The sequence below is a fragment of the uncultured Enterovirga sp. genome (assembly GCF_964242715.1).
In the GTDB taxonomy this organism is placed as follows: Bacteria; Pseudomonadota; Alphaproteobacteria; order Rhizobiales; family Beijerinckiaceae; genus Enterovirga.
On sequence record NZ_CAXTAZ010000063.1, the window covers coordinates 1 to 25,827 of the forward strand.

Annotated in this window: 22 protein-coding genes and 1 pseudogene; 18 read left to right on the top strand and 5 right to left on the bottom strand. The window is 69.1% G+C overall.

Annotation, left to right across the window (positions count from 1 at the left end):
- Together ACFE87_RS21965 and ACFE87_RS21970 are read left to right on the top strand one after the other, a co-directional pair.
- The coding region (locus ACFE87_RS21965; RefSeq protein ID WP_375461798.1) for a methylmalonyl-CoA mutase family protein at positions 1–1,119 on the top strand (1,119 nt) is incomplete at its 5' end.
- A gap of 33 nt (positions 1,120–1,152) precedes the next feature.
- Complete coding sequence (locus ACFE87_RS21970) at positions 1,153–2,349, top strand: patatin-like phospholipase family protein (protein ID WP_375461799.1); 1,197 nt, start codon at positions 1,153–1,155, stop codon at positions 2,347–2,349.
- Positions 2,350–2,412: 63 nt separating this feature from the next.
- On the opposite strand, the gene ACFE87_RS21975 is transcribed toward ACFE87_RS21970, so the two are convergent.
- On the bottom strand, positions 2,413–3,195 hold the full coding sequence (locus tag ACFE87_RS21975) for a lytic transglycosylase domain-containing protein (protein WP_375461800.1): 783 nt from the start codon (positions 3,193–3,195) through the stop codon (positions 2,413–2,415).
- A 186-nt stretch (positions 3,196–3,381) separates the two neighbouring features.
- On the opposite strand from ACFE87_RS21975, the gene ACFE87_RS21980 reads away from it, so the two are divergent.
- The 8 genes from ACFE87_RS21980 to ACFE87_RS22015 all read left to right on the top strand — a co-directional run bounded on the left by ACFE87_RS21980 (position 3,382) and on the right by ACFE87_RS22015 (position 10,645).
- On the top strand, positions 3,382–4,374 hold the full coding sequence (locus tag ACFE87_RS21980; RefSeq protein WP_375461801.1) for a tripartite tricarboxylate transporter substrate binding protein: 993 nt from the start codon (positions 3,382–3,384) through the stop codon (positions 4,372–4,374).
- Positions 4,375–4,419: 45 nt separating this feature from the next.
- On the top strand, positions 4,420–4,926 hold the full coding sequence (locus ACFE87_RS21985) for a tripartite tricarboxylate transporter TctB family protein (protein WP_375461802.1): 507 nt from the start codon (positions 4,420–4,422) through the stop codon (positions 4,924–4,926).
- A 10-nt stretch (positions 4,927–4,936) separates the two neighbouring features.
- Positions 4,937–6,439 carry a tripartite tricarboxylate transporter permease gene (locus tag ACFE87_RS21990; protein WP_375461803.1) on the top strand — a complete coding sequence of 501 codons (1,503 nt, stop codon included), beginning with the start codon at positions 4,937–4,939 and terminating at the stop codon, positions 6,437–6,439.
- A 235-nt stretch (positions 6,440–6,674) separates the two neighbouring features.
- Complete coding sequence (locus ACFE87_RS21995; RefSeq protein ID WP_375461804.1) at positions 6,675–7,427, top strand: DUF3750 domain-containing protein; 753 nt, start codon at positions 6,675–6,677, stop codon at positions 7,425–7,427.
- 71 nt (positions 7,428–7,498) lie between these two features.
- Entirely contained in the window at positions 7,499–8,647 is a 1,149-nt protein-coding gene (locus ACFE87_RS22000) for a YbfB/YjiJ family MFS transporter (RefSeq protein ID WP_375461805.1), read from the top strand.
- Between the two features lie 40 nt (positions 8,648–8,687).
- Positions 8,688–9,665, top strand: a complete 978-nt coding sequence (meaB, locus tag ACFE87_RS22005) for a methylmalonyl Co-A mutase-associated GTPase MeaB (protein WP_375461806.1) — start codon at positions 8,688–8,690, stop codon at positions 9,663–9,665.
- Between the two features lie 4 nt (positions 9,666–9,669).
- The gene (locus tag ACFE87_RS22010) at positions 9,670–10,302 is read left to right on the top strand and encodes a peptidase C15 (RefSeq protein WP_375461807.1); all 633 of its coding nucleotides are present in this window, start codon (positions 9,670–9,672) and stop codon (positions 10,300–10,302) included.
- 106 nt (positions 10,303–10,408) lie between these two features.
- A complete protein-coding gene (locus ACFE87_RS22015) occupies positions 10,409–10,645 on the top strand; it encodes an Lrp/AsnC ligand binding domain-containing protein (RefSeq protein ID WP_375461808.1) in 237 nt (78 codons plus the stop codon).
- An 18-nt stretch (positions 10,646–10,663) separates the two neighbouring features.
- On the opposite strand, the gene ACFE87_RS22020 is transcribed toward ACFE87_RS22015, so the two are convergent.
- Genes ACFE87_RS22020 through ACFE87_RS22035 form a run of 4 tightly spaced genes read right to left on the bottom strand, consistent with a single transcriptional unit; the run spans position 10,664 to position 15,642 of the window.
- Complete coding sequence (locus ACFE87_RS22020) at positions 10,664–11,449, bottom strand: class I SAM-dependent methyltransferase (protein ID WP_375461809.1); 786 nt, start codon at positions 11,447–11,449, stop codon at positions 10,664–10,666.
- A gap of 57 nt (positions 11,450–11,506) precedes the next feature.
- Complete coding sequence (locus ACFE87_RS22025; RefSeq protein ID WP_375461810.1) at positions 11,507–12,274, bottom strand: SDR family NAD(P)-dependent oxidoreductase; 768 nt, start codon at positions 12,272–12,274, stop codon at positions 11,507–11,509.
- A gap of 29 nt (positions 12,275–12,303) precedes the next feature.
- Positions 12,304–12,759, bottom strand: a complete 456-nt coding sequence (locus ACFE87_RS22030) for a cyclic nucleotide-binding domain-containing protein (protein ID WP_375461811.1) — start codon at positions 12,757–12,759, stop codon at positions 12,304–12,306.
- 15 nt (positions 12,760–12,774) lie between these two features.
- Positions 12,775–15,642: an ABC transporter transmembrane domain-containing protein gene (locus ACFE87_RS22035; protein ID WP_375461812.1), complete on the bottom strand. Its 2,868-nt coding sequence runs from the start codon at positions 15,640–15,642 to the stop codon at positions 12,775–12,777.
- Positions 15,643–15,785: 143 nt separating this feature from the next.
- On the opposite strand from ACFE87_RS22035, the gene ACFE87_RS22040 reads away from it, so the two are divergent.
- The 8 genes and pseudogenes from ACFE87_RS22040 to ACFE87_RS22075 form a co-directional block, all read left to right on the top strand.
- On the top strand, positions 15,786–17,057 hold the full coding sequence (locus ACFE87_RS22040) for a glycosyltransferase family protein (protein ID WP_375461813.1): 1,272 nt from the start codon (positions 15,786–15,788) through the stop codon (positions 17,055–17,057).
- Positions 17,058–17,066: 9 nt separating this feature from the next.
- Positions 17,067–18,371, top strand: coding sequence for a glycosyltransferase family 4 protein (locus ACFE87_RS22045; protein WP_375461814.1), 1,305 nt, complete (start codon positions 17,067–17,069; stop codon positions 18,369–18,371).
- Positions 18,368–19,516 (top strand): glycosyltransferase family 4 protein, encoded by a 1,149-nt coding sequence (locus ACFE87_RS22050; RefSeq protein WP_375461815.1) that lies wholly within the window; start codon positions 18,368–18,370, stop codon positions 19,514–19,516. Before ACFE87_RS22045 ends, ACFE87_RS22050 begins: the two co-directional genes overlap by 4 nt.
- Positions 19,513–20,691, top strand: coding sequence for a glycosyltransferase family protein (locus ACFE87_RS22055; protein WP_375461816.1), 1,179 nt, complete (start codon positions 19,513–19,515; stop codon positions 20,689–20,691). The genes ACFE87_RS22050 and ACFE87_RS22055 overlap by 4 nt, the downstream gene beginning before the upstream one ends.
- Positions 20,688–21,512: a polysaccharide deacetylase gene (locus tag ACFE87_RS22060; RefSeq protein ID WP_375461817.1), complete on the top strand. Its 825-nt coding sequence runs from the start codon at positions 20,688–20,690 to the stop codon at positions 21,510–21,512. Before ACFE87_RS22055 ends, ACFE87_RS22060 begins: the two co-directional genes overlap by 4 nt.
- Before the next feature lie 5 nt (positions 21,513–21,517).
- Positions 21,518–23,386, top strand: coding sequence for a dipeptide ABC transporter ATP-binding protein (locus ACFE87_RS22065; RefSeq protein ID WP_375461819.1), 1,869 nt, complete (start codon positions 21,518–21,520; stop codon positions 23,384–23,386).
- Positions 23,383–25,392, top strand: coding sequence for an ABC transporter substrate-binding protein (locus ACFE87_RS22070; protein WP_375461818.1), 2,010 nt, complete (start codon positions 23,383–23,385; stop codon positions 25,390–25,392). Before ACFE87_RS22065 ends, ACFE87_RS22070 begins: the two co-directional genes overlap by 4 nt.
- Positions 25,389–25,827, top strand: a pseudogene (locus ACFE87_RS22075) (ABC transporter permease); the annotation flags it as partial. The gene ACFE87_RS22070 and the pseudogene ACFE87_RS22075, both read left to right, overlap by 4 nt.

A 25,827-nucleotide genomic window follows, 5' to 3' on the forward strand; every position in this document is an offset into this window, starting at 1 on the left:
ACGCAATCGCTGCACACCAACGCGCTCGACGAGGCGCTGGCACTCCCGACCGACTTCTCGGCCCGCATCGCCCGCAACACGCAGCTCGTGCTGCAGCAGGAGAGCGGCACGACCCGGATCATCGATCCATGGGGCGGCTCGTTCTTCATCGAGCGGCTCACGGCCGATCTCGCGGCCAAGGCCTGGGACCACATCCAGGAGGTCGAACGGCTCGGCGGCATGGCGAAGGCGATCGAGGCCGGCATCCCGAAACTTCGGATCGAGGAGGCGGCGGCCCGCACCCAGGCGCGGATCGATTCCGGCACCCAGACCGTGGTCGGCGTGAATAAGTACAAGCCCGTCGAGGAGCGCCCGCTCGACGTGCTGAGGGTCGACAATTCCGCCGTGCGAACCTTTCAGCTCGACAAGCTGCGCCGGCTCCGCGCCGAGCGGAACGAGGCCGCCGTCACGGCGGCTTTGGACGACCTGGCCCGCGGCGCCGGCGAGGGCGGCGGCAACCTCCTCGCGCTTGCGATCCAGGCAGCGCGGCACAAGGCCACCGTCGGCGAGATCTCGGCCGCGCTGGAGCGCGTATGGGGCCGGCACCGGGCCGAGATCAAGGCGATCTCGGGCGTCTACAAGCGGGAGGCGGGAGCGATGTCACCGGCGGTGGAACGGGTGCGCCACCTCGTCGAGGCCTTCGAGGAGAATGACGGGCGGCGGCCCCGGATCCTGGTCGCCAAGATGGGCCAGGACGGGCATGACCGCGGCCAGAAGGTTATCGCCTCGGCCTTCGCGGATCTCGGCTTCGACGTCGATATCGGGCCGCTCTTCGCGACCCCGGCTGAGGCCGCCCGGCAGGCGATCGAGAACGACGTCCACATCGTCGGCGTCTCGTCGCTCGCGGCGGGCCACCTGACGCTTGTCCCCGAACTCAGGGCCGCGCTTGCGGAATACGGCCGCGAGGACATCATGATCGTGGTCGGCGGCGTGGTGCCGCCGGCCGATTACGACGCCCTCTACGTCGCCGGCGCCTCGGCCATCTTCCCGCCCGGGACGGTGATTGCGGACGCAGCGGAGCGGCTCGTCCACGAGCTGAACGGGCGCCTTGGTTTCGCCGCGCGAGAAGCGGCGGAGTAGCGGGCTCTTGAAGGTTTGCCCGGTGGCACATCGATGACGGATTTGTTCAGGGTCGCGTGCCTGCTCCTCATGGGCGGCCTCGCGACCGGTTGCGTCGCACCCCGGACGCCCTACACGCTGTCGGAGGCGGCGCGGGCCGAACCCGACGTGGCGCATGTCCGGACCTGGGGCGACTATCCGGACGCCGCCTTCGAGCGTCGCACCTCCCGCGTGATCGAGCAGGCCGGTCGGTCGCCCACCTACCTGACCCTGTCCGGGGGCGGCGGCGACGGCGCCTACGGGGCCGGCATCCTCAACGGCTGGACGCAATCCGGCCGGAGGCCCGAATTCACGATCGTCTCCGGCGTGTCGACCGGCGCGCTCATCGCTCCCTTCGCCTTTCTCGGCCCGCGCTATGACGCCACCATCAAGGATCTCTACACCAGCGGCGTTGCGGAGGAGTTCCTGGCAGACCCCAGCCTGGTGAGCACGCTGTTCGGAGCCTCGGTCTTCTCGAACGACAATCTGCGGCAGGTCGTGGCCCGCTACGTCACGCCGGACTTCGTGGCGGAGGTGGCGCGGGAGAGCGAGCGCGGACGCCTCCTCCTCGTGCTGACGACCAACCTCGATGCCCAGCGGCCGGTCCTTTGGGACATGGGGCTGATCGCCCGGGGCGGCGACCAGCGCGCGGTCGAACTCTTCCGCGACGTCATGGTGGCATCTGCCTCCGTCCCCGTCGTTTTTCCGCCGACCCTGATCGGCGTGCAGGCCAACGGCCGGGCCTTCCAGGAGATGCACGTGGATGGCGGGATCTCGGCCAATGTCTTCACCCTGCCCCGCAACTATCTCGGCGCATCGTCCACGAACCGGTTCTCCGTTCGCGGCGGACGCATGTTCATCCTCCTCAACACGTCTCCGCTGCCGGATTTCGAGGTGACGGAGAACCGGACGACGGAGATTACCAAGCGAACCATCTCGCTGACCCTGGCGCAGCAGATCCGCAACGATCTGCGGTCGACCTATGACGCCTCGACCCGCACGGGCTTCAGCTTCAACCTGACCTACATCCGCAAAGAGGACGTCGCCGGCACCTCCGACCCCTCCGGCCAGAGCGGGTTCGACACCGCGCGGATGCGGCGCCTCTACAAGATCGGCTTCGAACGCGGGCGTACGGGGAATTTCTGGCAGACGAAACCGCCCAGCGCGCGCGACGAGATCCCGTCTCGGGAGGCGCGGATCGCGGCTCGCTGACATGCGAGCGGCGCGTCACATGGGCCCGCGCCCCGTCCGGCACAGGACGTCATGGCGACAAGGTCAGGTTCCGGCGAGGATCCCGCCGCGACGCCAGTGCAGGCGCGCTTCGATCGCCTTCATGCGCGCCCGGTGGGACGCCCAGAACCGGCCGCGATCCACGACGACGAGACGGCGGCCGCGGCGTGCCAACCCTTGTGCGGACCAGGTGCGGGACAAGCCGCTGAAGGGCGTTTGGGGATCGGTCGCCGGCACGGTGCCGAACTCGGCGGCCGGCAGGGCTCCGGCCGCGAGCGGCGAGCCGATCGAAGCAAGGTGCACCTTGGCGCGGCGGCAATACTCGACCGAGAGCGCCGACATCCGCTCCTGGTTGTGACCGGCCCGGTACTTCATCAAGGCGCGGCACAGGTCGCCATCGGCGGCCCGCCACGCGCCCGCCAGATAGGCCACGCCGAGGCGGATGTTCGTCTCGGGCTTCGCCAGTTCGGCGAGGCTGCCGCGAAACCCCAGCATGGCGGCAGTCGGGGGCATGACCTGCATCATGCCGCGTTCGCCATCCCCGCCCACGGCTCCGGACCGGTAGCCGCTCTCGATCCGGGCGACCGCGTCGGCCACGTCGGGCGGAAGCCCGCGTGCCTTGGCTTCGGCCGTGAGGAGAGGAAGGTAGAGATCGCGGCCCGACGGCACAGCTTCGCCTTGGGCCGCCGGAGCCGAGACGACGTCGGTCGAGGCGGGAACAAGCCCGGCCGGGCGCGGAGGCGGAAGCGGCACGTCTCCCGCCTGCGCGGTGGATGCGAGGCTCGCGGCCAGCTGCGCGGCCCCAAGAAGGCGGGAGGTCAGCCTCACGGTCGCTCGCTCGTCATTGCATCACCATCCTGCCAGGGAAGAGTTACCCAAACGCGCCCGCGCTCCCGATTGTTCAGCGGGTGGTGGACGATAGGCGGAGCGAGGCCCGATCGGTTTGACGGGCCGTCTCACGATGCTAGCATCCCGCTCGAGAACCGGCGTCGACGTCCGGGTCCGGGAGGAATCATGAAGGACGTGTCCAGGCGCAGCTTCGTTGCGTCCGCGGTCGCCGGGGCCGGTGTGATGGCCGGCATCGGGCAAGCATCTGCCCAGGCCGCCTATCCGTCCCGCCCGATCACCATGATCTGCCCGTGGGGCGCCGGCGGCGGCACGGATGCGACGGTCCGCATCGTCTCCTCGCTGCTGGAGAAGGAGCTCGGCCAGCCGGTCAATGTGGTCAACCGGACGGGCGGCAGCGGAGTCGTCGGCCATGCCGCCATCGCGGCCGCGCCGCCGGACGGCTACACGCTCGGAATGCTGACGGTCGAGATCAGCATGATGCATTGGCAAGGGCTGACCGAACTCACGCCGAAGAGCTACTCGCCGCTCGCGCTCGTGAACGAGGACCCGCCCGGCATCCAGGTCCGGGCGGATTCCCCGTACAAGACCGTCAAGGACCTGGCCGACGCCATCAAGGCGAGCCCGCCGGGCAAGATGAAGGCCTCCGGCACCGGCCAGGGCGGGATCTGGCATCTCGCGCTCGTCGGCTGGATGCAGAGCATGGGGCTGCCGGCGAACCAGGTCGCCTGGGTGCCGTCGAACGGCGCCGCGCCCGCCATGCAGGACCTCGCGGCCGGCGGCGTCGACATCGTGCCGTGCTCGGTTCCCGAGGCCCGCTCGATCATCGAGGCCGGCCGTGCCCGGAGCCTCGCCATCATGGCGCCCGAGCGTAATCCTCAGTTTCCGAACGTGCCGACCCTGAAGGAAGCGATGGGCGTGGATTACGCGACGGGTGCCTGGCGCGGGATCGCCGGACCGAAAAACCTTCCGGCCGACGTCCAGGCGAAGCTCGGCGCCGCGCTGAAGAAGGTCTTCGACAGCGCCGGCTACAAGGAATTCATGACCAATCGCGGCTTCGGCATGACCTGGGCCGATGCCGCCGGCTTCGCGACCTTCATGGACGCGGGCGATGCCAAGATGGGGATCGCCATGAAGGCCGCCGGGCTCGCCAAGGTGTGAGGCGGCCGGAGAGCCGCATCCCGACCTCCGCTGCCGGGGGAAGCCATGCTCGTTCCTGACCGCGTGAGCGGAGGCCTCGTCGCCGCCCTCGGGGCGGGCGCGGCCTATGGCGGCTCCATCCTGCCGCCCGTGCCCGGTCAGCAGGTGGGGCCGAACGTGTTCCCGCTCGTCATCGGTCTCGGCCTCGTCGCCTGCGGGGTGATGATCGCCGCCGGGATCGGGCGGCGTTTCGAGGAGGAGGCCGAGGCGGACCTCGCGTCGATCGAAGGCTCCCGCGAAAGCTTCGCGGCCGCACCGCCGCCGCCCTTCTGGTCCGGCCTCCTGGCGCTTCTGCCGCCCGCGCTCCTCGTCTTCTACGTCGTGGCCGTCGAAAGGCTCGGCTTCGTGCCGACCGCGGCCGTGATGATCGTGACGCTCGTCGTCGCGTTCCGGGGGTCGTGGGTTCTCGCGCTCTCGCTCGCCGCGATCGCGCCGCCCGTCATTCACCTCATCTTCTACAAGCTGCTTCGCGTGCCGCTCGCGGACGGGCTCCTGGCAATGCCCTGGACATGAGCCCCGACCGATGAACACCTGGATCGAAGCCTTCCGGATGGTCGCGGCGCCGGACGTGCTCATCGCGATCCTGGCCTCCTCGGTCTATGGTCTGGTGGTCGGCTGCCTTCCCGGCCTGTCCGCCACGATGGCGACGGCGCTCCTCGTGCCGGTCACCTTCTACCTCTCCCCGATCGCCGCCGTCGCGACCATCATCTCGGCCTCCGCGATGGCGATCTTCTCGGGCGACATCCCGGGAACGCTGCTCCGCATCCCGGGCACGCCGGCCTCGGCCGCCTATACGGACGAAGCCTATGCGATGACCCGGAAGGGCGTCCCCGAGCTCGCGCTCGGCTGCTGCGTCTGGTTCAGCGCCATCGGGGGGATCGCCGGGACGATCTCGCTCGTCGCCATGGCGCCGCTCCTCGCCGAGCTCGCCTTCAGCTTCTCGACCTTCGAGTATTTCTGGCTCGCCGTGATGGGGCTGATGTGCGCGACGCTGGTCGCGCGCTCCTCGCCCGTGAAGGCGATCGCCTCCATGCTGCTCGGGCTCCTCGTCTCCTGCATCGGGATGGAGAATCCGGGCGGGGTGCCGCGCTTCACCTTCGGGTTCACGGATCTCCTCGGCGGCATCGAGCCGGTGCCGGCCCTCGTCGGGGCCTTTGCGGTGTCGGAGGTGATGCGGGCGCTCCTCACGCCAGAGCCGCCGAAGCTCGCAAGGCGGCGTTTCGGCTCGATCCTGGCCGGGCAGATCGCGCTGACCAAGAAATACTGGCGCCAGATGATGCGCGGCAACGTCATCGGCATCATCATCGGTGTGCTGCCGGGCGCGGGCGCGGACATGGCAGCCTGGGTCAGCTACGCGATGTCGAAACGGTTCTCCAAGGAGCCGGAGAAGTTCGGCACGGGCCACCCGGAGGGGCTCGTCGAGGCAGGCGCCTCGAACAACGCGAGCCTCGCTTCGGGGTGGGTGCCGTCGCTGCTGTTCGGCATTCCCGGCGACACCATCACGGCGATCGCGATCGGCGTCCTCTACATGAAGGGGCTCAATCCGGGCCCGACGCTCTTCACCGAGCGCGCCTCCAGCATGTACGCGCTCTACATCATCTTCGTCATCGCCAACATCATCATGATCCCGCTCGGGATCATGATGATTCGGGGCACGAGCTACGTCATGGGAGCGCCGCGCGCCTCGATCATGCCGATCGTGCTGATGTGCGCCGCCGTCGGCGCCTTCGCGACCGGCAACAACCTCGTCGCCGTGCTCATCGTCGCGGCCTTCGGGCTCATCGGCTACGTCATGGAGGCGAACGGATACCCGGTCGCCGCCATGGTGCTCGGCATCGTGATGGGCACGATGGTCGAGCAGAGCTTCGTGACCTCGCTCATCAAGTCGGACGGGAGCATCCTGCCCTTCTTCGAGCGCCCGGTCTCGGCAGTCCTCGCCTCGATGACCTTCGCGGCCCTGCTATGGCCGCTCGGGGTGCTGGCCTGGCGGCGTGTGTCGAGCGGCGGCCGGATGCAGGCTGCCTAACTGGGCGGTTCAGGCGAGATCTGCGAGGCGGATCGTCACCGCGGCGAGTTCCGGGGAAAGCGGCCGAAACGCTTTGAGGCCGTCCGCACCCGGAATCACCGGGATTGACGGGACCAGGTGCAGGTTCATGTGTCGTTGCTCACGACGGGTAGCAAAGCTGCTCGTCCATGATCATATCATCCATGCCGCCGACCCGTCATGCGGTCCCGTGCTCCCTCCCTCTGCTTCCCGACCAATGACCCTCCGCGTGCTCCTCGCGATCCTGATCCTGTTCATCCTGCCTCTCGCCACCCATGCCCTGTGGTGGGCGATGCGCGAGGATGCGGCGCCGGACTGGAGCCGTGCCGACTGGTCGAGCGCGCATATCCTGCCCGAGCCGGCCGCGCATCGAGGCGCGATGGTCCGGATCTACGCGGCCCGAACCGGGCGCTGGAAGGGCATCGTCGCCCATCACAGCTGGATCGTGGTCAAGCCCGAGGGCGCCGCCCGCTACACCCGCTTCGACAAGGTCGGCTGGGGCACGCCCGTCCGTACCAATGGCTGGCCGGCCGACGCCCGCTGGTTCGGCAACGCGCCGCAGCTCGTCGTCGCTCTCGACGGCGATGCCGCCGAGCGGCTGATCCCCAAGCTGGCCCAGGCGGTCGCGGCCTACCCGTACCGGAATGGGGGCGATTACCGCGTCTGGCCCGGGCCGAACTCGAACACCTTCGTGGCCCATGTCCTGGCCGATTTGCCTGAACTTCAGGTCGCCATGCCGCCGACCGCGCTTGGCAAGGACTATCACCCGGCCAGCGACATGATCGGGCTGACCCCGAGCCGGACCGGCATTCAGGTGCAGCTCGGCGGCTATCTCGGCGTGACGCTGGGCTGGGTGGAGGGATTCGAGATGAACTTCCTCGGCCTCGTCACCGGCATCGATCTTCGCAGGCCCGCCTTGAAGCTGCCGGGCTGGGGCCGGGTCGGAATGGCGATCGAGACGGCGGCATAGAGGCGGCGGGCGCGGCCGAGCCATGTCGCGGCCGCTCTGGACGCATCCCGTCCCGACCTGAATATGGTGGGGTGATCACAGCCCCCGCCCCCGCTTCGGACCGTACGCTCGCCCTCGCTTTTGCAGGCGCTACCGCGACGCTCTCGGGAAACGGTCTCGCGCGCTTCGCCTATGTGCCGCTGTTTCCGGCGATGGTCACGGCCGGCTGGGTCAGCGGGGCTGAGGCCGGGCTTCTCGGGGCGCTCAACCTGGCGGGCTATCTCGTCGGCGTCCTCTCGGCCCGAAGCCTCGCCCGACGGCTCGGCACGCCGGCGGCTCTGAATCTCGGGATGGCCCTCGTCGTCCTTTCGCTCTCGGCTTGCGCCTGGCATGCCGGCGTGCCGTGGCTCGCGTTTTGGCGAGGCGCGGCCGGGATCGCGGGCGGCATCCTCATGGCGTTGGCGGGTCCTGCCGTGCAGGGTGCGGTGCCGGCAGCGCGCCGCGGCTTCGCGGGCGGAATCGTCCTCAGCGGGGTGGCCGGGGGCGTGGTGGCCAGCGCGCTCGTGGTGCCCACCTTCCTCGAGGCCGGAATCCCGGAAACCTGGCTGGGCCTCGCCCTCGTCGCCGCTGTGCTGTGGGCTTGCGCGGCACGGGCCTGGCCGAGCGGCGACATCGTGATCCCGACCGCCCCGTCCGCGGGAGCAGGCCGTCTCTACGTCGCCTATGCGCTCTCGGCGGGAGCCTTCGTGCCGCACATGGTCTATTTCGCCGACCTCGTCGTCCGCGGCCGCTCGATGGGACTGGATCAGGCGGCGCTGGCCTGGCTCCTCTTCGGCCTCGGCGGGCTTCCCGGTCCGCTGCTCGTCGGCCGGATGGCCGACCGGTGGGGAGCCGGAACCGCGCTCCGGATCGGGATCGGAATCCAGATCGCCTCGCTCGCACTCGTCTTCGTGCCGGGACGCCTCGCCGTCATGAGCGCGGCCGCGCTCGGCGGTTTCACCGCGGTCGGCATCGCGGCCGCGGCTCTGGCGCGGGCCCGGGAACTGGCCGGACCCGCCGCGGGGGCGATATGGGTCAGGGCCACGGCCGGTTTCGCCGTCGCCCAGGCGCTCACAGGGTTCGCGCTCGCCGCCCTGTTTTCCCGGACGGAGTCGCACGACGCGCTCTTCGCGGCCGGGCTGGCCCTTGCCGTCGGCGCGCTGGTGCCGCTGCTCTTTCCCGCCTCTCAAGCGTCCGCCTGATGCGGCTCGACGAAGCGCCGCCGCACCGGCACAAGGGGCCATGAGCCGGCGTATCCCGCCCGATGGGGAGGCCGTCGCAGGCGGCGACCGAGCCGCGCTTGCGCGGGCGATCACGCTCGTCGAATCGAAGCGTCCCGAGGACAGGCCCGGCGCCCGGGCGCTGGTCGACGGCCTGATGAGCCGAACCGGGCGCGCAATCCGGGTCGGCATCACGGGGGTCCCGGGCGTCGGCAAATCCACGTTGATCGACGCGCTCGGCAGCTACCTGATCGATCGCGGACACCGGGTGGCGGTTCTGGCCGTCGATCCGAGTTCGAGCCGCACGGGCGGAGCCATCCTGGGCGACAAGACCCGCATGGCCCGGCTGGCAACGGCGCCGGCGGCCTTCGTCCGTCCCTCCCCCTCGTCCGGCACGCTCGGGGGCGTCGCGGCCCGGACACGCGAGGCCATGCTGCTCTGCGAAGCGGCGGGATTCGACGTCGTCCTCGTCGAGACGGTCGGCGTCGGCCAGTCCGAGACCGCGGTGGCCGACCTTACCGATACGTTTCTGGTCGTGGCCCTGCCGGGCGCCGGCGACGAGCTGCAGGGCATCAAGAAGGGCATCATCGAGCTCGCCGACATCATCGCCGTGAACAAGGCCGATGGTTCGGGCGGCGAGCGGGCCGCGGCGGCGGCCGCAGACTACCGGGCCGCGCTCCACATCCTGGTGCCACCGGGGGCGGCCTGGACCCCGCCCGTCCTCCTTGTCTCCGGCCTTGCCGAAACCGGGCTCGACGCACTCTGGGACCAGGTTCGCCAGCATCGCGACCGGATGGAGGCCGCCGGCGCGTTCGCGGCGAAGCGGAAGCGGCAGGACGGCCGCTGGATGTGGGCGCTCGTCGAGGAGCGCATCCGCGAGCGTCTCAGGACGGACCCGACCATCCGCGAAAAACTGCCGGCCATCGAGGCCGCGGTCGCGGAGGCGAGGCTCTCGCCCGCCGCGGGAGCCGACGAGATTGCGGCCATTCTCGGGATCTGACGCCATGCGCCTTCTCGTGACCGGCTTCGGGCCGTTCCCGTCCATGCCCCGGAATCCCAGCGCCGCGCTCGCCCGGGCCGTGGCGAGCGCTCCCCGCTGGCGCCTGCTCGGCGTCTCGGCCGAGAGCCGGATCCTGACGACGGCCTATGCCGCGCTCGAGACCGAACTCGATCCCGCGCTTGCCGGGAAGCCGGATGCGGTCCTGATGATCGGGGTCGCGGGACGCTCCAGGCGCATCCGTGTCGAGGGCCGTGCGACGCCGCGGCGCTCGGCGCTGTTCGCTGACGCTGCGGGCGTGAGGGCGGAACGTCCGGAGGGGTCCGGCGTGCCGAGCGAGCGACGGAGCCGGTTTCCGCCAATCCGCGCCCTTCTCGCCCTCCGGCGCGAGCAGGTGCCGGCTCGCCTCTCGCGGGATGCCGGCCGGTATCTCTGCAACGCGGCCTATTTCCGCGCCCTCGCCGGTTCCGCGCCGACGCTGTTCATCCACATCCCGAAGCCGGTGACGCCTCGGCCGCGCTCCTCACCCTGCCGCCGTCACCTGCGACAGGAAGAGAGCCTCGCGGCGGCGCTGACGATGATCGCTACGCAGCTCCTGTTGCAGGCGCGCCGCGTTGCCTCCGCACGACGCTCGGGATAGAGGCCGTCCGGTCAACCCTTCCGCTCACCCCGGCGAAAGCCGGGGTCCAGGCCCAGAACTGGGTACCGGCTTCCGCCGGCATGAGCGGCCTCCCGGACGTGCCGCAATGCAGACCTTCTTCGTCGAGATCAAATGCAAGCTCGGCAAGACCTATCCGGTCGCCAGCGTGCTGGCCGACCGCGAGATCGCGTCCGAAATCTACTCGACCGCGGGCAATTACGACATCCTGGCCAAGTTCCACCTCGGGGACGAGGTGGATATCGGCCATTTCATCGCCGAGAACGTGCAGACGATCCCCGACATCGCCGACACCCGCACCATCATCACATTCAAGGCCTTCTGAGTTTCCGGCGGTCAGCGCCTAGAGCGGCTTTTCCAGCACGCACAAGGCCTGGCCGAGGGCGCCTTCCGGGACGACGGCCTCGCTCCCCGTCCTGAGATCGTGGACGACGAGGCCCAGATGTTCGGCCCAGATCGGGATCCAGTCCCGGGCGATGAACACGTTCAGATGCATGTCGGCACCGACCCTCGCGGACGCGACTGCCGCGGCGAAAGCCGGCCAATGCGCCGGCTCTACGAAATCCAGGAAAGAGAACACGATACGGCCGCCAGGCTTCAGGACCCGGGTGGCCTCCTGCAGGTACCAGAAGCTCTGTTCGTGCAGCAGGTGGGTCAGCACCGAGAAGAAGACCACCATGTCCGCACGCCCGTCCGCCTCGGGGATGCCGATATGGTCGACGGCCTGGAATCGGAAGCCGGGCTGCGGAACCAGCCTGCGAGCGTGATCCAGCAAAGCGGGCACGAGGTCGAGCCCGAGATAAGAACCCGACAGATAGGCCGAGAGAGGCTTTGCGAGTCGCCCGGACCCGCAGCCGACATCGATCAGGTAACCGTCCGCCGGCAACCCGTAATGGCGCACGAGAGCCGTTTCGATCGCGCCGATCCCGTCGAAGGCACCGCCGACCGCCGCCGACATCGCCTCGTCGGCCGGCATCTCCTGCACGAGGCGCGCGACATGGCGGATATAGGCCGCCTTGAGATCGCGCCCGGGCAAGCCGGACCGCGGCGGGCTCAGCCAGGAGAACGGCAGGGCGCGCCGGAGACGGCGAAGAGCCCGATCGAAGCCGACGACCCTTTCACGAGACATGCGAGACGAACCTGGTTGCGGCATCCGGGCGCTCGGGGCCGCAATCTGCCGGCGCGCTCATAGCGCCGACACGAGATGGCCGCCATCGACGGTGATGCAACTTCCTGTCATCCAGCGCGAGGCGTCGGTCGCCAGCAAGAGGAAGGGGCCGTCGAGGTCCTCCGGCTGGCCGAGCCTGCGGGTCGGGATGCGGCGGATCATGGCGAGGCCGGGGTCGCTCTCGAAGAAGGCGGCGTTCATCTCGGTCGCGATGTAGCCGGGCGCGAGCGCGTTCACCCGGATGCCGAACCGGGCCCATTCGAGCGCATGCGCGGCCGTCATCTGGACCACGGCGGCCTTCGTGGCCGCGTAGACCGAGACCGAGCCGGTCACGCCGAAGCCCAGGATCGAGGCAATGTTGACGATGACGCCGGGCCGCTTCGCGTCGCGCCAGATCCGGGCGGCACCCGTGGAGCAGAGCCACACGCCCTTCAGATTCGTGTCGACCACGGCATCGTAGAGATCCTCCTCCACGTCGAGCGCGGGACGACTCTCGGCGATGCCGGCATTGTTGACGAGGATGTCGAGCGGCGCCTCGCGCTCGGCCTCCTCGAGCGCGGCCGTGACGGATGCCGCATCGGACACGTCGAGGTCGAGCGCCGCCGCGCCGGCCGCGCCCAGCCTCCGGAGGTCCTCGACCAGCGTCTCCAGCCTGTCGCGACGACGCGCCGCCACGGTGACCCGCGCCCCATGCCGGGCGCAGAGTTCGGCGAAATGCCGCCCGAGACCGCTCGAGGCTCCGGTGACGAGGACATGCCGTCCCTGGATCGATGCCCCGAGATCCATCCGCCTCTTCCTGTTGCTTGTGAGGATGCTCAGACGGTCTTCGGGACCGACCGCGCGAGAAGCTGGGCGTTCGTCCGCTCGAGGCGGAGGGCAAGCTCGCGCATGACGGCGATCGACATCTGCGGAAACTGGCCGAGCAATTCCAGGAACACGCGCTTGTCGATGCGGAGCGCGGAGAGCGCTTCGGAGGCCACCACCGTCGCGCTCCTGGGCATGTCGGACAGGATCGCCATTTCGCCGACGAGGGCGTTCTTGCCGAGTTCGGCGACCTTGATCTGCCCGGACTTCGCATCGAGGACCACGTCCGCCCTGCCCTCCAGGATCACGTAGGCGGCGTCGGCGGCGTCGCCCTGGGAGAAGAATTTCTGGCCGACCGCGAAGCGGATGCGTTCGGAGGTGAAGGCCAGGAGCTTCAGCCGCGACGGGTCGATGTCCCGGAACATCGGGACCTGGCGGAGAGACTGCACTTCGGTATCGAGCGTCATAACGGAACCTTCTGCCTATTCGGCTGCGATCTTGGTCGGGATCCGGGCCGGGTCGGCCTCGGCCCGATCGGGGTTCGGCGCGTCGCTCGCCGCGGCCTCTGCCTCGGCCTCGGCACCGGGGATGGTATCGTCGCCGGCTCCCGGGGCGGCTTCGTCGCCCTCATTCTCGCGCGCCGCGACTTCGTCCGGTGTCGCTTCGACGACCTCGTCGGGATCGTCCAACACCGGCGAGGCGGGGGCGTCCTCGAGGATCGCACGCCTGTCCTCGAACCGGATCACCTTCTCGAACAGGGCCACGTGGTGGTCGTTCGGCAGGACGACCACCAGCGTTCTCCCCTCGGTCGCCTCCGCCAGGAAGCGGATCAGCGATTCGATCCGCTTCTCACCGAAGGGCGCGAAGGCGCCGTCGACGACCAGGAGGTCGGGCCGTTTCACGACGCAGCGGATCAGGTTCACGCTGGCCCGCTGCGTCGGGGAGAGAAGCCGGCCGGCCGGACCGACCTGGTGGTCGAGGCCGACGCGCTCGATCTCGGTCGAAAGCTCCATCTCCTGGACCACGCGGGCGCCCATCTCCCGGACCTGTTCGCGGGCGGCGGCGACGGAATCGTTCACGCGGCCGAACAGGAGATTGTCCCGGACCGGGGCCGCCGTGTTGACGCGCTCGGGATCGTAGAATTCGACCCCCGGCTCCTCCCGCTTTTCCAAGGCCTCGCGAAGGGCGCCGCGTGCCTCGAGGAGGCGCGCCCGCATGGCGTCGTCGAGGAGGCCGAGGCGGTGGCGAGGCTCGACATAGGCGAGGGGCAGGGCGAGCAGCCGGAGACGGTCGTCGCGGGTGAGGCCGCCCCGTCCCTTCACGCGCGAGCGCTTCACGATCTCCTCGAATTCGCCCAGTTCGTCCGCATGCACGAAGGAGAATTGATCGAAGAGCGGATGTCCGGATGGCAGGCCGCGGAAGATGTCGGTCATCGTCTCCGCGATGTTCGCGCCCATCGCCACGAGATCGTCCGTGAGCTTGGCCTCGTCGAGCACGGACCGGAAGGCGTCGTCTTCGACGATCGCCCGGCCCGTGAGTCCTTTCGCGGTCGGAACGCCGAAGAGCAGGTTCTCGACCAGGGTCGCCTGGATATTGTAGCACGCCGGATCGAACCGCTCGACGAGGTCTGCCTTGCCCTCGTCCTGGAGCTTGGCGTGAAGCCGCTCCCGGGCCTCCACGATCCGCTCGGCCAGCGCCGGCTGCCGCTCCGGGTCGATCATGCCGGAGAGCCCGTAACGGTAGACGTCCTCCTCGAGGCCGAGGCGTTTGAGGAGGTCGATCAGGGCCTCGTCGAGTTCGGCCACGTCCTTGTAGCCGGACCGCTCCAGGTCCACCCAATCGGCGCTGATCGTCTCGGTCGGATTGCCGGTCCGGCTGGCCTCGCTGATCCTCAGACGCTCGGCCTCGTCCGGCTCGACGGGGCTGATCTGACGTTGCCGGAGCCCATAGAGCATGTTGTCCCGCAGCGTGCCCGGAAACAGCACTGCGTCGGTCCCCGCATAGGCGATGCGGCGACCGACGACCGCCCGGGGAAGGGCCTGATAATCCGTCCCGTTCAGTTTGATCTCGCCCGAGTGATCGTCCCCGCGGCGGGCCAGGATGCGGGCCAGCAGGCCGGCCGCGGCGGATCCATCGGACAGGATGCCGAGCCGCGTCGGCAGCGTCAGCGCGAAGGAACTGCCGGCGATGATCGGCGTGCCATGCGCCTCCAGGACCTCCAGGCCCGAGACCTCGACAGCACCCATGATCGGCTCGTCGGGTGAATCGGCCTCCTCGTCGTCACCCGACACCAGTCTCTCGGGCGAGAAATAGGCCACCACCTGATCATACTTCACCTGCACGTCGAGGCGCTGCTGGTCCCAGTCGATCAGCTCCTTCAAGGGAGGCGGCAGCTCGCGATAGGCCGCGATGACGGCGACGAGCTGACCGATGTCGAGCTTACCGCTGAGCGCGAAGTAGCCGCCCACCGCGTAGAAGAAGAACGGCGTCATCTGCGCCAGGAGATTGTTCAGAAACTTGACGATGAACTTGCGCTTGTAGATCTTGAACCGGATGTCGAAGAGCTCGTGCAGGCGCCCGCCGATCTCGGCGCGTTCCCACGTGCCGGTATCGTGGACCTGAACGGCCTCCATGCCGTCGATGACCTCGCTGACGCGCCCGGCAAAGCGGCGCGACGCGATCTGGCGCAGCCGTCCGAGCCGAAGCAACTCGCGACGCATGCGCGGGATGATGAGGAATTGCACCCCGACCACCGCGCCGGCGAGCAGTCCGAGCCAGATGCTCTGCACGAGGATGAAGATCAGCGCCGTCGCCGCCTGGGTGCCCAGCATCATGGGCTGGATGTAGGCGTCGCCGATGAAGCCGCCGATCGGCTCGACTTCGTCCTTGATGATGGTGGCGGCCTCGGCCGAGCGCACGTTCTTCAAGGCTTCCGGCGTGAAACGGAGCGAGGAGGCGAAGAGCTCGAAGCGCAGGCGCCGCATCATGCGCTCTCCCAGCGCACCCTTGGCCACGTTGATCCAGTATTTGATGAACCCGTTCACGAGGACGAAGAACAGGAACAGGGTCGACAGCCCATAGAGGAGTTCGAGCCGCCCGACCTGAAACCCCGGGACGATGTCCGTCGAGCCGCCGCCGAGCCATTTCGGCCAGGAGATCGAGAGATCCAGGAACGTGGCCGTCATCTGGCCATTCTCGAAGGCGCGGCCCTGGATGGCCTCGTTCACGATCTTCCGGGGAAGGTCGAGCGAGATGTAGTAGAGGGGCAGCGAGGCGATCACGACCGCGAAGATCAGCAGCTGGTCGCGCTTCGAGTGACGCCAGATGTAGCGGAAGAGGCTCTTGTTCATAGAATTTCGACCGTATCACCGCGAAGCCCGGGAAGCGATACGGCGCTCAGGGACCGGGGGGATGATCCTCGGCCAGTTCGTGGTAGCATCGGTCCTCCGCCGCGCAGCCCGGCGGCCGCGCATCCCGTGCAGGACGTCGTCGCATGGCCTACGAAAGTGGTGAGCCGGACCGGTTGGCCGCATCCATCACGGCCGGCCCGGAGGATCACGGCCGCGTCCTGATCTACAGCCACGACACCTTCGGACTTGGCCATCTCCGGCGATCCCGGGCGATCGCGAATGCCCTCGTGGCCGAGCGGCCCGGCCTCTCGGCCGTGATCGTCTCGGGCTCGCCCGTGATCGGCAGCTTCGATTTCGGGCCTGGCGTCGATTACGTCCGGGTGCCAGGCGTGACGAAGCTCGCGGACGGTGGTTATCGCTCGCTCAACCTGAACCTCTCGATCGAGGACGCGACCCACTTCCGGGAAGCGCTGATCCTCCAGTCGGCCGAAACCTTCCGGCCGGACGTCTTCATCGTGGACAAGGAGCCGACCGGGTTTCGCGGCGAGATCCTGCCCGCGCTGGAACGGCTCCGCTCGCAGGGATGCCGCATCGTCCTCGGCGTCCGCGACGTGATGGACGAGCCGAGCCTGCTCGTTCCCGAATGGGAGCGGAAGGGCGCCGTCGAGATCCTCGAGCGGTATTACGACGAGATCTGGGTGTACGGGCTGGCGGACATCTACCGTCCCCTCGATGCCCTTCCGCTTTCGCCTCGCCTGACGCAGGCGACCATCTATACCGGCTACCTGCGGCGCGAGCTGCCGAACGAGCCCATGCTGAGGCGCTACCCAACCCTGACCCGGCAGCCCTTCATCCTGGTCACGACCGGCGGCGGCGGCGACGGCGACGACCTCATCGATTGGGTGATCTCGGCCTACGAGAGCGGCGAAGAGATCGATCTGCCGGCGCTCGTCGTATTCGGTCCCTTCACCGACCGCGACCGCCGCCAGGGTTTCCTCGATCGCATCCGCCGTCATCCGAAGCTCGACGCGGTGTCCTTCGACACGAAGCTCGAACTCCTGATGGACCGGGCGACCGCCATCGTGGCGATGGGGGGCTACAACACCTTCTGCGAGATCCTGTCCCTCGACAAACGCTCGCTCATCGTGCCGAGGACGACACCACGCCTAGAACAGTTCATCCGGGCGACCGAAGCGCAGCGGCTCGGCCTCGTCGGCCTGCTCGCGGAGGAGGAAGACGGGCGACGCGATCCGGCCGCCATGGCGGAGGCGCTCCGCAGGCTGCCGTCTCAACCGCGTCCCTCGGAGGTGGTCGTACCGGGGCTCCTCGACGGGCTCGACGTGATCCGGAACCGCTTCGCGGTCGCGCTTCACGGCGAGCGTTCCGCCCATCTCCTCCGCCACGCCGCCGAATAGGACAGCCGCGTGCGGGAGGGACCGGGTCGCATCGCGATCGTGCTGAAGGGCTATCCGCGCCTGTCGGAGACCTTCATCGCCCAGGAGATCCTCGGGCTGGAGGAGCGCGGGGCGGATCTGGAAATCTGGTCGCTCCGTGAGCCGACCGACCGCATGCTCCATCCCATGCATCGCGCGATCCGGGCTCCGCTGCATTACCTGCCCGAATATCTCCACGAGGCCCCGATCCGGGTGCTGCGCGGCCTCGCGTCTGCCCTCGCCCGCCCCGGCTTCGGCCGCCTCCTCCGCACGTTCCTGCGCGACCTCCGCCGCGACCCGACCGCGAACCGTCTGCGCCGCCTCGGTCAGGCGGTCGTGCTCGCCCGCGAGCTCGATCCCGGCATCACGCATCTGCATGTCCATTTCCTGCACACGCCGGCCTCCGTCACCCGCTACGCGGCCCTCCTGACCGGGCGATCGTGGAGCTTTTCGGCCCATGCCAAGGACATCTGGACGAGCCCGGATTGGGAGAAGCGGGAGAAGCTTGCCGATGCCCGGTGGGGCGTGACCTGCACCGAGGAGGGCCATCGCCATCTCGCCGCACTCGCGCCGGAGCCGGGCCGGGTCGCTCTTCTCTATCATGGGCTCGACCTGCGCCGGTTTCCCGAGGCACCCGGGGACCGTCCTGGTCGCGACGGCTCAGATCCGGGGGATCCGGTCCGGATCGTCTCCGTTGGGCGCGCCGTCGAGAAGAAGGGCTTCGACGACCTTCTCCGGGCGCTCGCCGCCCTGCCGGCCGGTCTCCATTGGCGCTTCGCCCATGCCGGCGAAGGGCCGCTCCTCGGGCGGCTGAAGGCGCTCGCCGAGGAGACGGGCATCGCCGGGCGGGTCGCCTTCCAGGGGGCGATGGCACAGCCCGATGTGATCGCGATGCTGCGGGAGGCCGACCTGTTCGTGCTGCCGTCCCGCGAAGCCCAGGATGGCGACCGGGACGGATTGCCGAACGTGATCATGGAAGCCGCGTCGCAGGAGCTTGCCCTGGTCGCGACACGGTTTGCCGGAATTCCGGAATTTGTCCGGCCCGGGATCGAGGGCGAACTGGTCGAGCCGGGGGACTGGGCGGCGCTCTCGAATGCGCTCAACCTGCTCGCCCGCGATCCGGCCCGACGCCATGCCCTCGGCCGCGCGGCCGTGCGCCGGCTTCGGGACAGCTTTGCGGCCGAGCGCGGCCTCGACTGGCTGGCGCAGCGGCTTGCCGGTGAGGTCGGGGCCGGCCTGCCGACCGGAACCGGCCCGGATCCCGGCGTCGCGACGGCCGGACGGGTCCCGGCATGACGCCCCTTCCGATCGCCTTCTACGCCCCGTTGAAGAGCCCGGATCACCCGTCCCCGTCCGGCGACCGGACGATGGCTCGCCTGCTCCTGGCTGCGCTCCGCCAAGGCGGCTTCGCCCCGACCCTGGCAAGCCGGCTCCGGACATTCGAGCCCAGCGGCGACCCGGTCCGCCAGGAAGCGCTTCGCGAGGCAGGCCTCAGGGAGGCCGGTCGACTGACCGAAGGCTTTCGCCGGGCGCCGCCGACCGAACGTCCGCGGCTCTGGTTCACCTACCATTGCTATTACAAGGCGCCCGACTGGCTCGGGCCGGCAGTGAGCCGCGCGCTCGGCATTCCCTATGTCGTGGCCGAGGGCTCGCGGGCCGCGAAACGGGCGGGTGGCCGCTGGTCGATCGGCCATTCCGGCGCGGAAGCCGCGCTCGACGGGGCCAGCCTCCTGTTCGCGATGACGGGCCACGACCGCGAGGCGCTGGCGCAAGCGCGCCGACCCGGGCAGAGGCTGGTCGACCTGCCGCCCTTCCTCGATCTGGCTGCCTGGCCGCCCCCTCCGAGCGGGAGCGTAGAAATCGCCGAGGCCCCCGCCCCTCGTCTTCTCACGGTCGCGATGATGCGCGATGGCGACAAGCTCGCCTCCTATCGCATCCTGGCGGCCTCCCTGAACCTGGCTCAGGCCCGGCAGGCCGAATCCTGGACATTGGACATCGTCGGCGACGGCCCGGCCAGGGCCGAGATCGAAGCCCTGTTCGTGCCCTTCGGGCCGCGCATCGTGTGGCACGGCCTCATGGAGGACCGAGGCCGTCTGGCCGCGCTCTACCGGCAGGCCGACCTCCTCGTCTGGCCCGCCGTGAACGAGGCCTACGGCATGGCGCTGCTGGAGGCGCAGGCGATGGCTTGCCCGGTTCTGGCCGGCGATTCCGGCGGGGTCGCCGACGCCATGCGGGCCGGGGAGACCGGCATCCTGGTGCCGCCCGGCGACCCGGCGGCCTTCGCCGATGCGCTCTGCGGCCTTCTCATAGACCGCGCGCTCATCCGCCGCATGGGCGCGGCGGCGCGGCGCTTCGTCGTGGAGCACCGCAATGTCGGCGGCGCGGCCGAGATCTTGCGCGGCGCCCTCGCGCCCCTCGTCACCGAGGAGCTCGCGGCGTGAGCCTTCGTATCCTGATCGTCGTGACGCATCTCCTCGGGGCCGGACACCTGACCCGTGCCGCCGCGATCGCGCGGGCGGCCGCCGCGCAGGGACATCGGCCGACCTTGGTCACGGGTGGCGCGCCGAGCCCCCTCGTCGACGTCGCGGGCGTGGAGGTCGTTCAGCTGCCGCCGGTCAGAACGCCTCTCGGCGACTTCACGTCCCTGCGGGACCTTGCGGGACGGCCCGTCGGGCCGGAGCTGTTGGCTTCCCGGCGCGAGATCCTGCTGCGGACCGTCGCGGCGGTCCGACCGGACGTGGTCGTGACCGAGCTGTTTCCGTTCGGCCGGCGAGTCCTTGCCCCGGAATTCAGGGCGCTTATCGGCGCGGTGGAGGCGGCGCCGGACCGGCCGATCCTCGCCTGTTCGATCCGCGACATCCTGGCCGCGCCGAGCCGGCCGGAGAAGGCGGCCGCGACCCACGATCTGCTGCGCCGGCATTACGACGCCGTGCTGGTCCACGGGGAGGCGGCGCTGATCCCGCTCGAGGCCTCGTGGCCCGTCGACGCGGATCTGAGGGAGCGGCTCACCTACACCGGCTACATCGGACCGGACGCGTGGTCGGAGAGCGAGGCCCCCTCGCCCAGGGACGATGAGACCATCCTGGTCTCGGGCGGCTCCAGCGCCGCGGCGCTCCCCCTGTACCGAGCCGCGCTTGGGGCGGCGGCCGAACGCGGCAACCTCCGCTGGCACATCCTCGTCGGCGCCGGGGTCGACGAAGCCGGTCACCAAGACCTGGTCCGCCGAGCCCCCTCCAACGCGACGGTCGAGCGGTCCCGTTCGGATTTTCGCGATCTGTTGCGGAAGTCGGCTGTCTTCGTCGGGCAAGCCGGCTACAACACCGTGATGGACATCGTCGCGACGCAGCCCCGTGCCGTGCTGGTGCCCTTCGAGCAGGCCGGCGAGACCGAGCAGAAGCGTCGGGCGACGGCGCTGGCCGAGCGGGGGCTCGTGACCCTGCTGGCCGAGTCGAAGCTGGATTCCGGCATCCTGCGACGCGGCGTCGAGGCGGCTCTCGCGCGTCCCCGGCCGGTCTTCCCCCCTATCCGGCTCGACGGCGCGTCGGCGACGGTGGCTTGCATCGAACGGCTGGCCAGATCGGGCGCGCGTCGCCGGGCGACAGGGGCGGCGGCGTGAACCGCACGGTGTCGTCCCCCCTTTGGGACATCCTGGACCGGTGCGGTTCCGAGGGCCGGGTCCTCGACCTCTGGTGGCGCGACGACGACGCGGTGAGTCACACGCCGGCCCTCGACCGCCTGCTCGGGCTTGCGGCGACCTCGGGCTGCCCGGTCTCGATCGCGGCCATCCCGGCGCGGGTGCAGCCTTCGCTCGTCGACCGCCTCGCCGAAGAGACGGCCGTCACCGTGCTGACCCACGGCCTGGCCCATACCAACCACGCGTCCGCGGGGGAGAAACCGGCCGAGTTCGGCGCGCATCGTTCACAGGCAGCGGCCGAGGCCGAACTCGGCGCAGCCCTGGCCCTGACCGGACGGCTCTTCGGCGGCAAGGCGGCTCCGGTCCTGGTCCCGCCCTGGAACCGGATCGCGCCGGCACATTCGGAAAGGCTTCCGCGGCTCGGATACTTGGCGCTGTCGGGTTTCGGCTCGCCCATTCAGCGCCGACCCGTACGGAACGGGACGCAGCGGGTCGACACCCATCTCGATCCGGTCGCCTGGCGGGTCGATCGCAGCCTCGTTCCGGTGGAGCACCTCGCCCGGGCCGCGGAGACGGCGCTGGCGAGCGGCACGACCGCCCTCGGCCTTCTCACCCATCACCTCATGTTCGACGAGGCGCTCTGGCGCTTCGTCGAATCGTTCCTGGACGAGGCAGCCCGCCATCCCGCGATCCGCTTCCGCAGCGTCACGGACGTCATCACGTTGTCCGGATCGTCATCGCGGCGTTGTGATCCGCGTGGTTCGACCGAGGCACGGCGTCCGGACATGGAGCAGGCAGCGTGACGGAGATGCCGCTTCTCGCGGTGAAGGACCTCACGGTCGAGATCAGCGCCGATCAGCGCGTGTTCAAGGCCGTCGACGGGCTCACCTTCGACGTTCCCCGTGGCCGGACCGTCGCGATCGTGGGAGAATCCGGATCGGGCAAGTCCGTCACCGCCCAGGCGATCATGCGCATCCTGCCGAAGGTCGCGCATATCGGCGCCGGATCGATCCTGTTCGACGATCCGCGCGACCGTCATCCGCCCCTCGACATCGCGGCGCTCGATGCCGGGAGCGAGCGGATGCGGCAGCTTCGCGGCGGCCGTCTCGCGATGATCTTCCAGGAGCCGATGACCTCGCTGTCACCGCTCCACACGGCGGGCGACCAGGTCACGGAGGCGTTGAGGCTCCATGCCGACGTCACCGAGACGGAGGCGAAGGAGCGCGCGATCGACGTGTTTCGCCGCGTCGGCTTCCCGGACCCGAAACGGGCGCTCACGACCTATCCGTTCGAACTCTCGGGCGGGCTGCGCCAGCGGGCGATGATCGCGATGGCGCTGATCACGAAGCCCGCCCTCCTCGTCGCGGACGAACCGACGACGGCGCTCGACGTCACGACCCAGGCGCAGATCCTCGACCTCATCAAGGAACTCCAGGCCGACACGGGGATGTCGGTCCTCCTGATCACGCACGATCTCGGCGTCGTCGCGAACATGGCCGACGAGGTGGTCGTCATGTATCGCGGCCGGATGATGGAATCGGGACCGCGCGAGGAGATCTTCCGCCGGCCCGAACACCCCTATCTCAAGGCCCTGATGCGGGCTGTCCCGCGCTTCGCGATGGAAGCCGGCGAGCGCCTGACCCCGCTGCGCGAGATCAAGACGGCCGCGACGGCGGCGAGCACGACGCCTCGCGTGGTTTGCGAGACCGACCGTATTGTTCTCAAGGTCGAGAATATCTCGAAGGATTACGTTCTGCGGGCCGGCTGGTTCAGCGGCAAGACGCGCGTGATCCGGGCGGTGGACGACGTCAGCCTGTCGCTGTCCTGCGGCTCCACGCTCGGCCTCGTGGGGGAATCGGGTTGCGGCAAGACGACCGTCTCCAAGATTATCTCGCGGGCGCTGCAACCGAATGCCGGCCGGGTTCTGTTCGACGACGGTTCCGGACCGCAGGACGTGCACAAGCTCGAAGGCGAGGCCCTGACCCGCTACCGGCGCACCGTCCAGTTCGTGTTCCAGGATCCGTTCTCGTCCCTCAACCCCCGCATGACGGTGTACGACATCCTGACCGAGCCGATGAAAATCCACGCGATTGGCAATTCGGACGATCGTTTCGAGCGCGCCAAGGCCCTCCTCGACATGGTCGGCCTCGACCGCCGGAGTCTTCGCCGCTACCCGCATTCCTTCTCGGGCGGCCAGCGCCAGCGGCTCGGCATCGCGCGCGCCCTCGCACTGGAGCCCGAGGTGCTGATCTGCGACGAGCCAGTCTCGGCGCTCGACGTCTCGGTCCAGGCGCAGGTCCTGAATCTGCTGAAAGATCTCCAGAAGGCGCTCGGGCTCTCCTACATCTTCGTCTCCCACAATCTCGCGGTCGTCGATTACGTGGCCGACACGATCGCCGTGATGTGCCGGGGGCACATCGTGGAGGAGGCCTCGGCCGCTACCCTTTTCCGGGACCCGGTCCATCCCTACACCCGGGCCCTCCTGGCGGCGGTGCCGGACCCGGATCTGGACCGGCCTCTCGATTTCGTGAAGCTCCGGAACGACAGGTTCTCCGACCCATCCGCCTGGCCCGAGCCTTACCGTCTGGCCGACGCCGATAGCGGGCACATGACCGCACTCAGCCCGGATCATAAGGTGCGGATGATGTCGAATACGGTGACCGAGGAGGCAGCATGATGCTCATGCCATCCTGGCGCCCGGCCACGCTGCGGGCGCTCGCGGCCGGCGGGCTGGCGCTCTTGGCGGTTCCGGCCTCGGCGCTCGACGTCAAGGAGACGCCGCTCTTCCGCGACCGCGTCGCGCGCGGCGAGTTGCCGAACACGGCCGAGCGGTTGCCGAAAACGCCGCTCGTCGTGGATCTCGCGGGCCGCGGTCGCCAGGTCGGCCGACATGGCGGCGAGATCATCTCGCTCGTCGGCCGGGCCCGCGACATCCGCTACCTGTCGGCCAGCTCCTATGCCCGGCTGGTCGGATATGACGAGCGTTTGAAGCTCGGTCCGGACCTCCTGGAAAAATCCGAGAATGACGGCGATCGTGTCTTCACCTTCACGCTGCGCGAAGGCCATCGCTGGTCCGATGGACACCCGTTCACCACGGAGGATTTCCGCTATTACTGGGAGGACGTCCTGAAGGACAAGGTCCTCAGCCCGACCGGTCTGCCGGACTTCCTCCTCAGCGACGGCAAGGGCCCGCGCTTCGAGATCCTGGACGACCGCACGGTCCGGTTCAGCTGGGACAAGCCGAACCCTCGTTTCCTGCCGACGCTGGCCCAGCCGCGCGACCCCTTCATCTACCGGCCCGCGCATTACCTGAAACGCTTCCACGCCAAATACACCGACAAGGCCGCGCTCGAGGAGACCGCTAAACGCTCGAAGATGAAGTCCTGGGCGGCCCTGCATAACCGCATGGACGACATGTTCGAGAGTTCGAATCCCGACCTTCCGAGCCTGCAGCCCTGGAAGGTGGTGACGCCCGGCCCCGCGACCCGCTTCGTCTTCGAGCGCAACGCCTTCTATCACCGGGTCGATGCGGAGGGGCAGCAACTGCCCTATCTCGACCGGATCGTCCTCGACGTCGCGGCCGGCGGCCTCATGGCCGCGAAGGCCAATTCCGGCGACGTCGACCTGCTCTTCCGAGGCCTCAGCATGGGCGACATCCCGATCCTGAAGGAGGGGGAACGCGCCCACAAATATCGGACGCTGATGTGGCCCTATGCGCGGGGCAGCGAACTCGCGCTCTTCCCGAACCTGACGACGGCCGACCCCGTCTGGCGCAAGCTCAACCGTGATCTCCGCTATCGCCGCGCGCTGTCGCTCGCGATCGACAGGCATATGCTGAACAACGCGCTCCTGTTCGGGCTCGGCAAGGAGGGCAACGACACCATCGCCGAGGAGAGCCTGCTCTTCCAGCCCGAATTCCGGACCCTGAATGCCCAGTACGATCCCGCGGAGGCCTCGCGCCTCCTCGACGAGATCGGCCTCGACAAGCGGAACAGCGCCGGCATTCGTCTCCTGCCGGACGGCCGCGAGCTGGAAATCATCGTCGAGACCGATGGCGAGGCCTCCATCGTGGTGGACGGCCTCACGCTGATCACCGAATTCTGGCGCGACGTCGGCATCAAGCTGTTCGTGAAACCGCAGGACCGGAACGTCCTGCGCAACCGGACCTATTCGGGCCAGACCGTCATGGTGGCCGCACAGGGCCTCGACCTCGCGGTGCCGACCGCCGTGATGCCCCCCTCCGAACTCGCGCCTCTCCGGCAGGACAATTACGCCTGGTCGAAATGGGGCCAGCATCGCGAGACGCATGGCACCATGGGCGAGGCCTGCGACATGGCGGAGGCGAACCATCTCTCCGCGCTCTACGACAAGTGGCTCGGCACCTCGGACGACGTGGTTCAGGCCGGTATCTGGCGCGAGATGCTCAAGGTCCGGGCCGAGAATGTCTGGTCGATCGGCACGGTCGCCGGGGCGCTCCAGCCGATCGTCGTCAAGGTCGGCCTGAAGAACATCCCGGAACGGGCCGTCTATTCGTGGGAGCCGACCTCGATGCTCGGGGTTTACCGGATGGACGAATTCTTTTGGGAGCGTCCGGCGGGCCGCGAGGCCTGGCTGCCGCGGCGAGTGGTCGGCGACGCGACCGTCACGTCGCAGCAGAATGCGACGGGGAATGCCCGCCCGTGATCCGTTTCCTGATCCGCCGCGCGGGCACGATGGCCGTGACGCTCGCCATCATCTCGGCGCTCGTCTTCTTCATCATCAAGCTGCCGCCGGGCGACTTCCTGACGAACCAGATCGCGGAACTCCGCTCCCAGGGCGAGGCCGCCTCCGCGGCCAAAGCCGAGTTCCTGATCAAGCAATACGGCCTCGATCTGCCGGTCTGGCAGCAATACCTCGTCTGGATCGGCGTGTGGCCGGGGCCGAACGGCTTTTCCGGCTTGATCCAGGGCGATTGGGGCTGGTCTTTCGAATACGATCGGCCGGTGACGGAGGTCGTGGGCGACGCGCTCTGGCTGACGCTTCTCATCAACCTGGTGGTGGTCGTCTTCGTCCACGTCGTCTCGATCCCGATCGCGATCTACTCGGCGACGCGGCAATATTCCGTCGGCGACTACATCG

Excerpts from the sequence above, each read along its gene's own strand:
- ACFE87_RS21970 (WP_375461799.1), top strand. The coding sequence starts at position 1,153 with ATGACGGATTTGTTCAGGGTCGCGTGCCTGCTCCTCATGGGCGGCCTC.
- ACFE87_RS21980 (WP_375461801.1), top strand. The coding sequence starts at position 3,382 with ATGAAGGACGTGTCCAGGCGCAGCTTCGTTGCGTCCGCGGTCGCCGGG.
- ACFE87_RS21985 (WP_375461802.1), top strand. The coding sequence starts at position 4,420 with ATGCTCGTTCCTGACCGCGTGAGCGGAGGCCTCGTCGCCGCCCTCGGG.
- ACFE87_RS21990 (WP_375461803.1), top strand. The coding sequence starts at position 4,937 with ATGAACACCTGGATCGAAGCCTTCCGGATGGTCGCGGCGCCGGACGTG.
- ACFE87_RS21995 (WP_375461804.1), top strand. The coding sequence starts at position 6,675 with ATGACCCTCCGCGTGCTCCTCGCGATCCTGATCCTGTTCATCCTGCCT.
- meaB (WP_375461806.1), top strand. The coding sequence starts at position 8,688 with ATGAGCCGGCGTATCCCGCCCGATGGGGAGGCCGTCGCAGGCGGCGAC.
- ACFE87_RS22010 (WP_375461807.1), top strand. The coding sequence starts at position 9,670 with ATGCGCCTTCTCGTGACCGGCTTCGGGCCGTTCCCGTCCATGCCCCGG.
- ACFE87_RS22015 (WP_375461808.1), top strand. The coding sequence starts at position 10,409 with ATGCAGACCTTCTTCGTCGAGATCAAATGCAAGCTCGGCAAGACCTAT.
- ACFE87_RS22020 (WP_375461809.1), bottom strand. The coding sequence starts at position 11,449 with ATGTCTCGTGAAAGGGTCGTCGGCTTCGATCGGGCTCTTCGCCGTCTC.
- ACFE87_RS22025 (WP_375461810.1), bottom strand. The coding sequence starts at position 12,274 with ATGGATCTCGGGGCATCGATCCAGGGACGGCATGTCCTCGTCACCGGA.
- ACFE87_RS22030 (WP_375461811.1), bottom strand. The coding sequence starts at position 12,759 with ATGACGCTCGATACCGAAGTGCAGTCTCTCCGCCAGGTCCCGATGTTC.
- ACFE87_RS22035 (WP_375461812.1), bottom strand. The coding sequence starts at position 15,642 with ATGAACAAGAGCCTCTTCCGCTACATCTGGCGTCACTCGAAGCGCGAC.
- ACFE87_RS22040 (WP_375461813.1), top strand. The coding sequence starts at position 15,786 with ATGGCCTACGAAAGTGGTGAGCCGGACCGGTTGGCCGCATCCATCACG.
- ACFE87_RS22050 (WP_375461815.1), top strand. The coding sequence starts at position 18,368 with ATGACGCCCCTTCCGATCGCCTTCTACGCCCCGTTGAAGAGCCCGGAT.
- ACFE87_RS22065 (WP_375461819.1), top strand. The coding sequence starts at position 21,518 with ATGCCGCTTCTCGCGGTGAAGGACCTCACGGTCGAGATCAGCGCCGAT.
- ACFE87_RS22070 (WP_375461818.1), top strand. The coding sequence starts at position 23,383 with ATGATGCTCATGCCATCCTGGCGCCCGGCCACGCTGCGGGCGCTCGCG.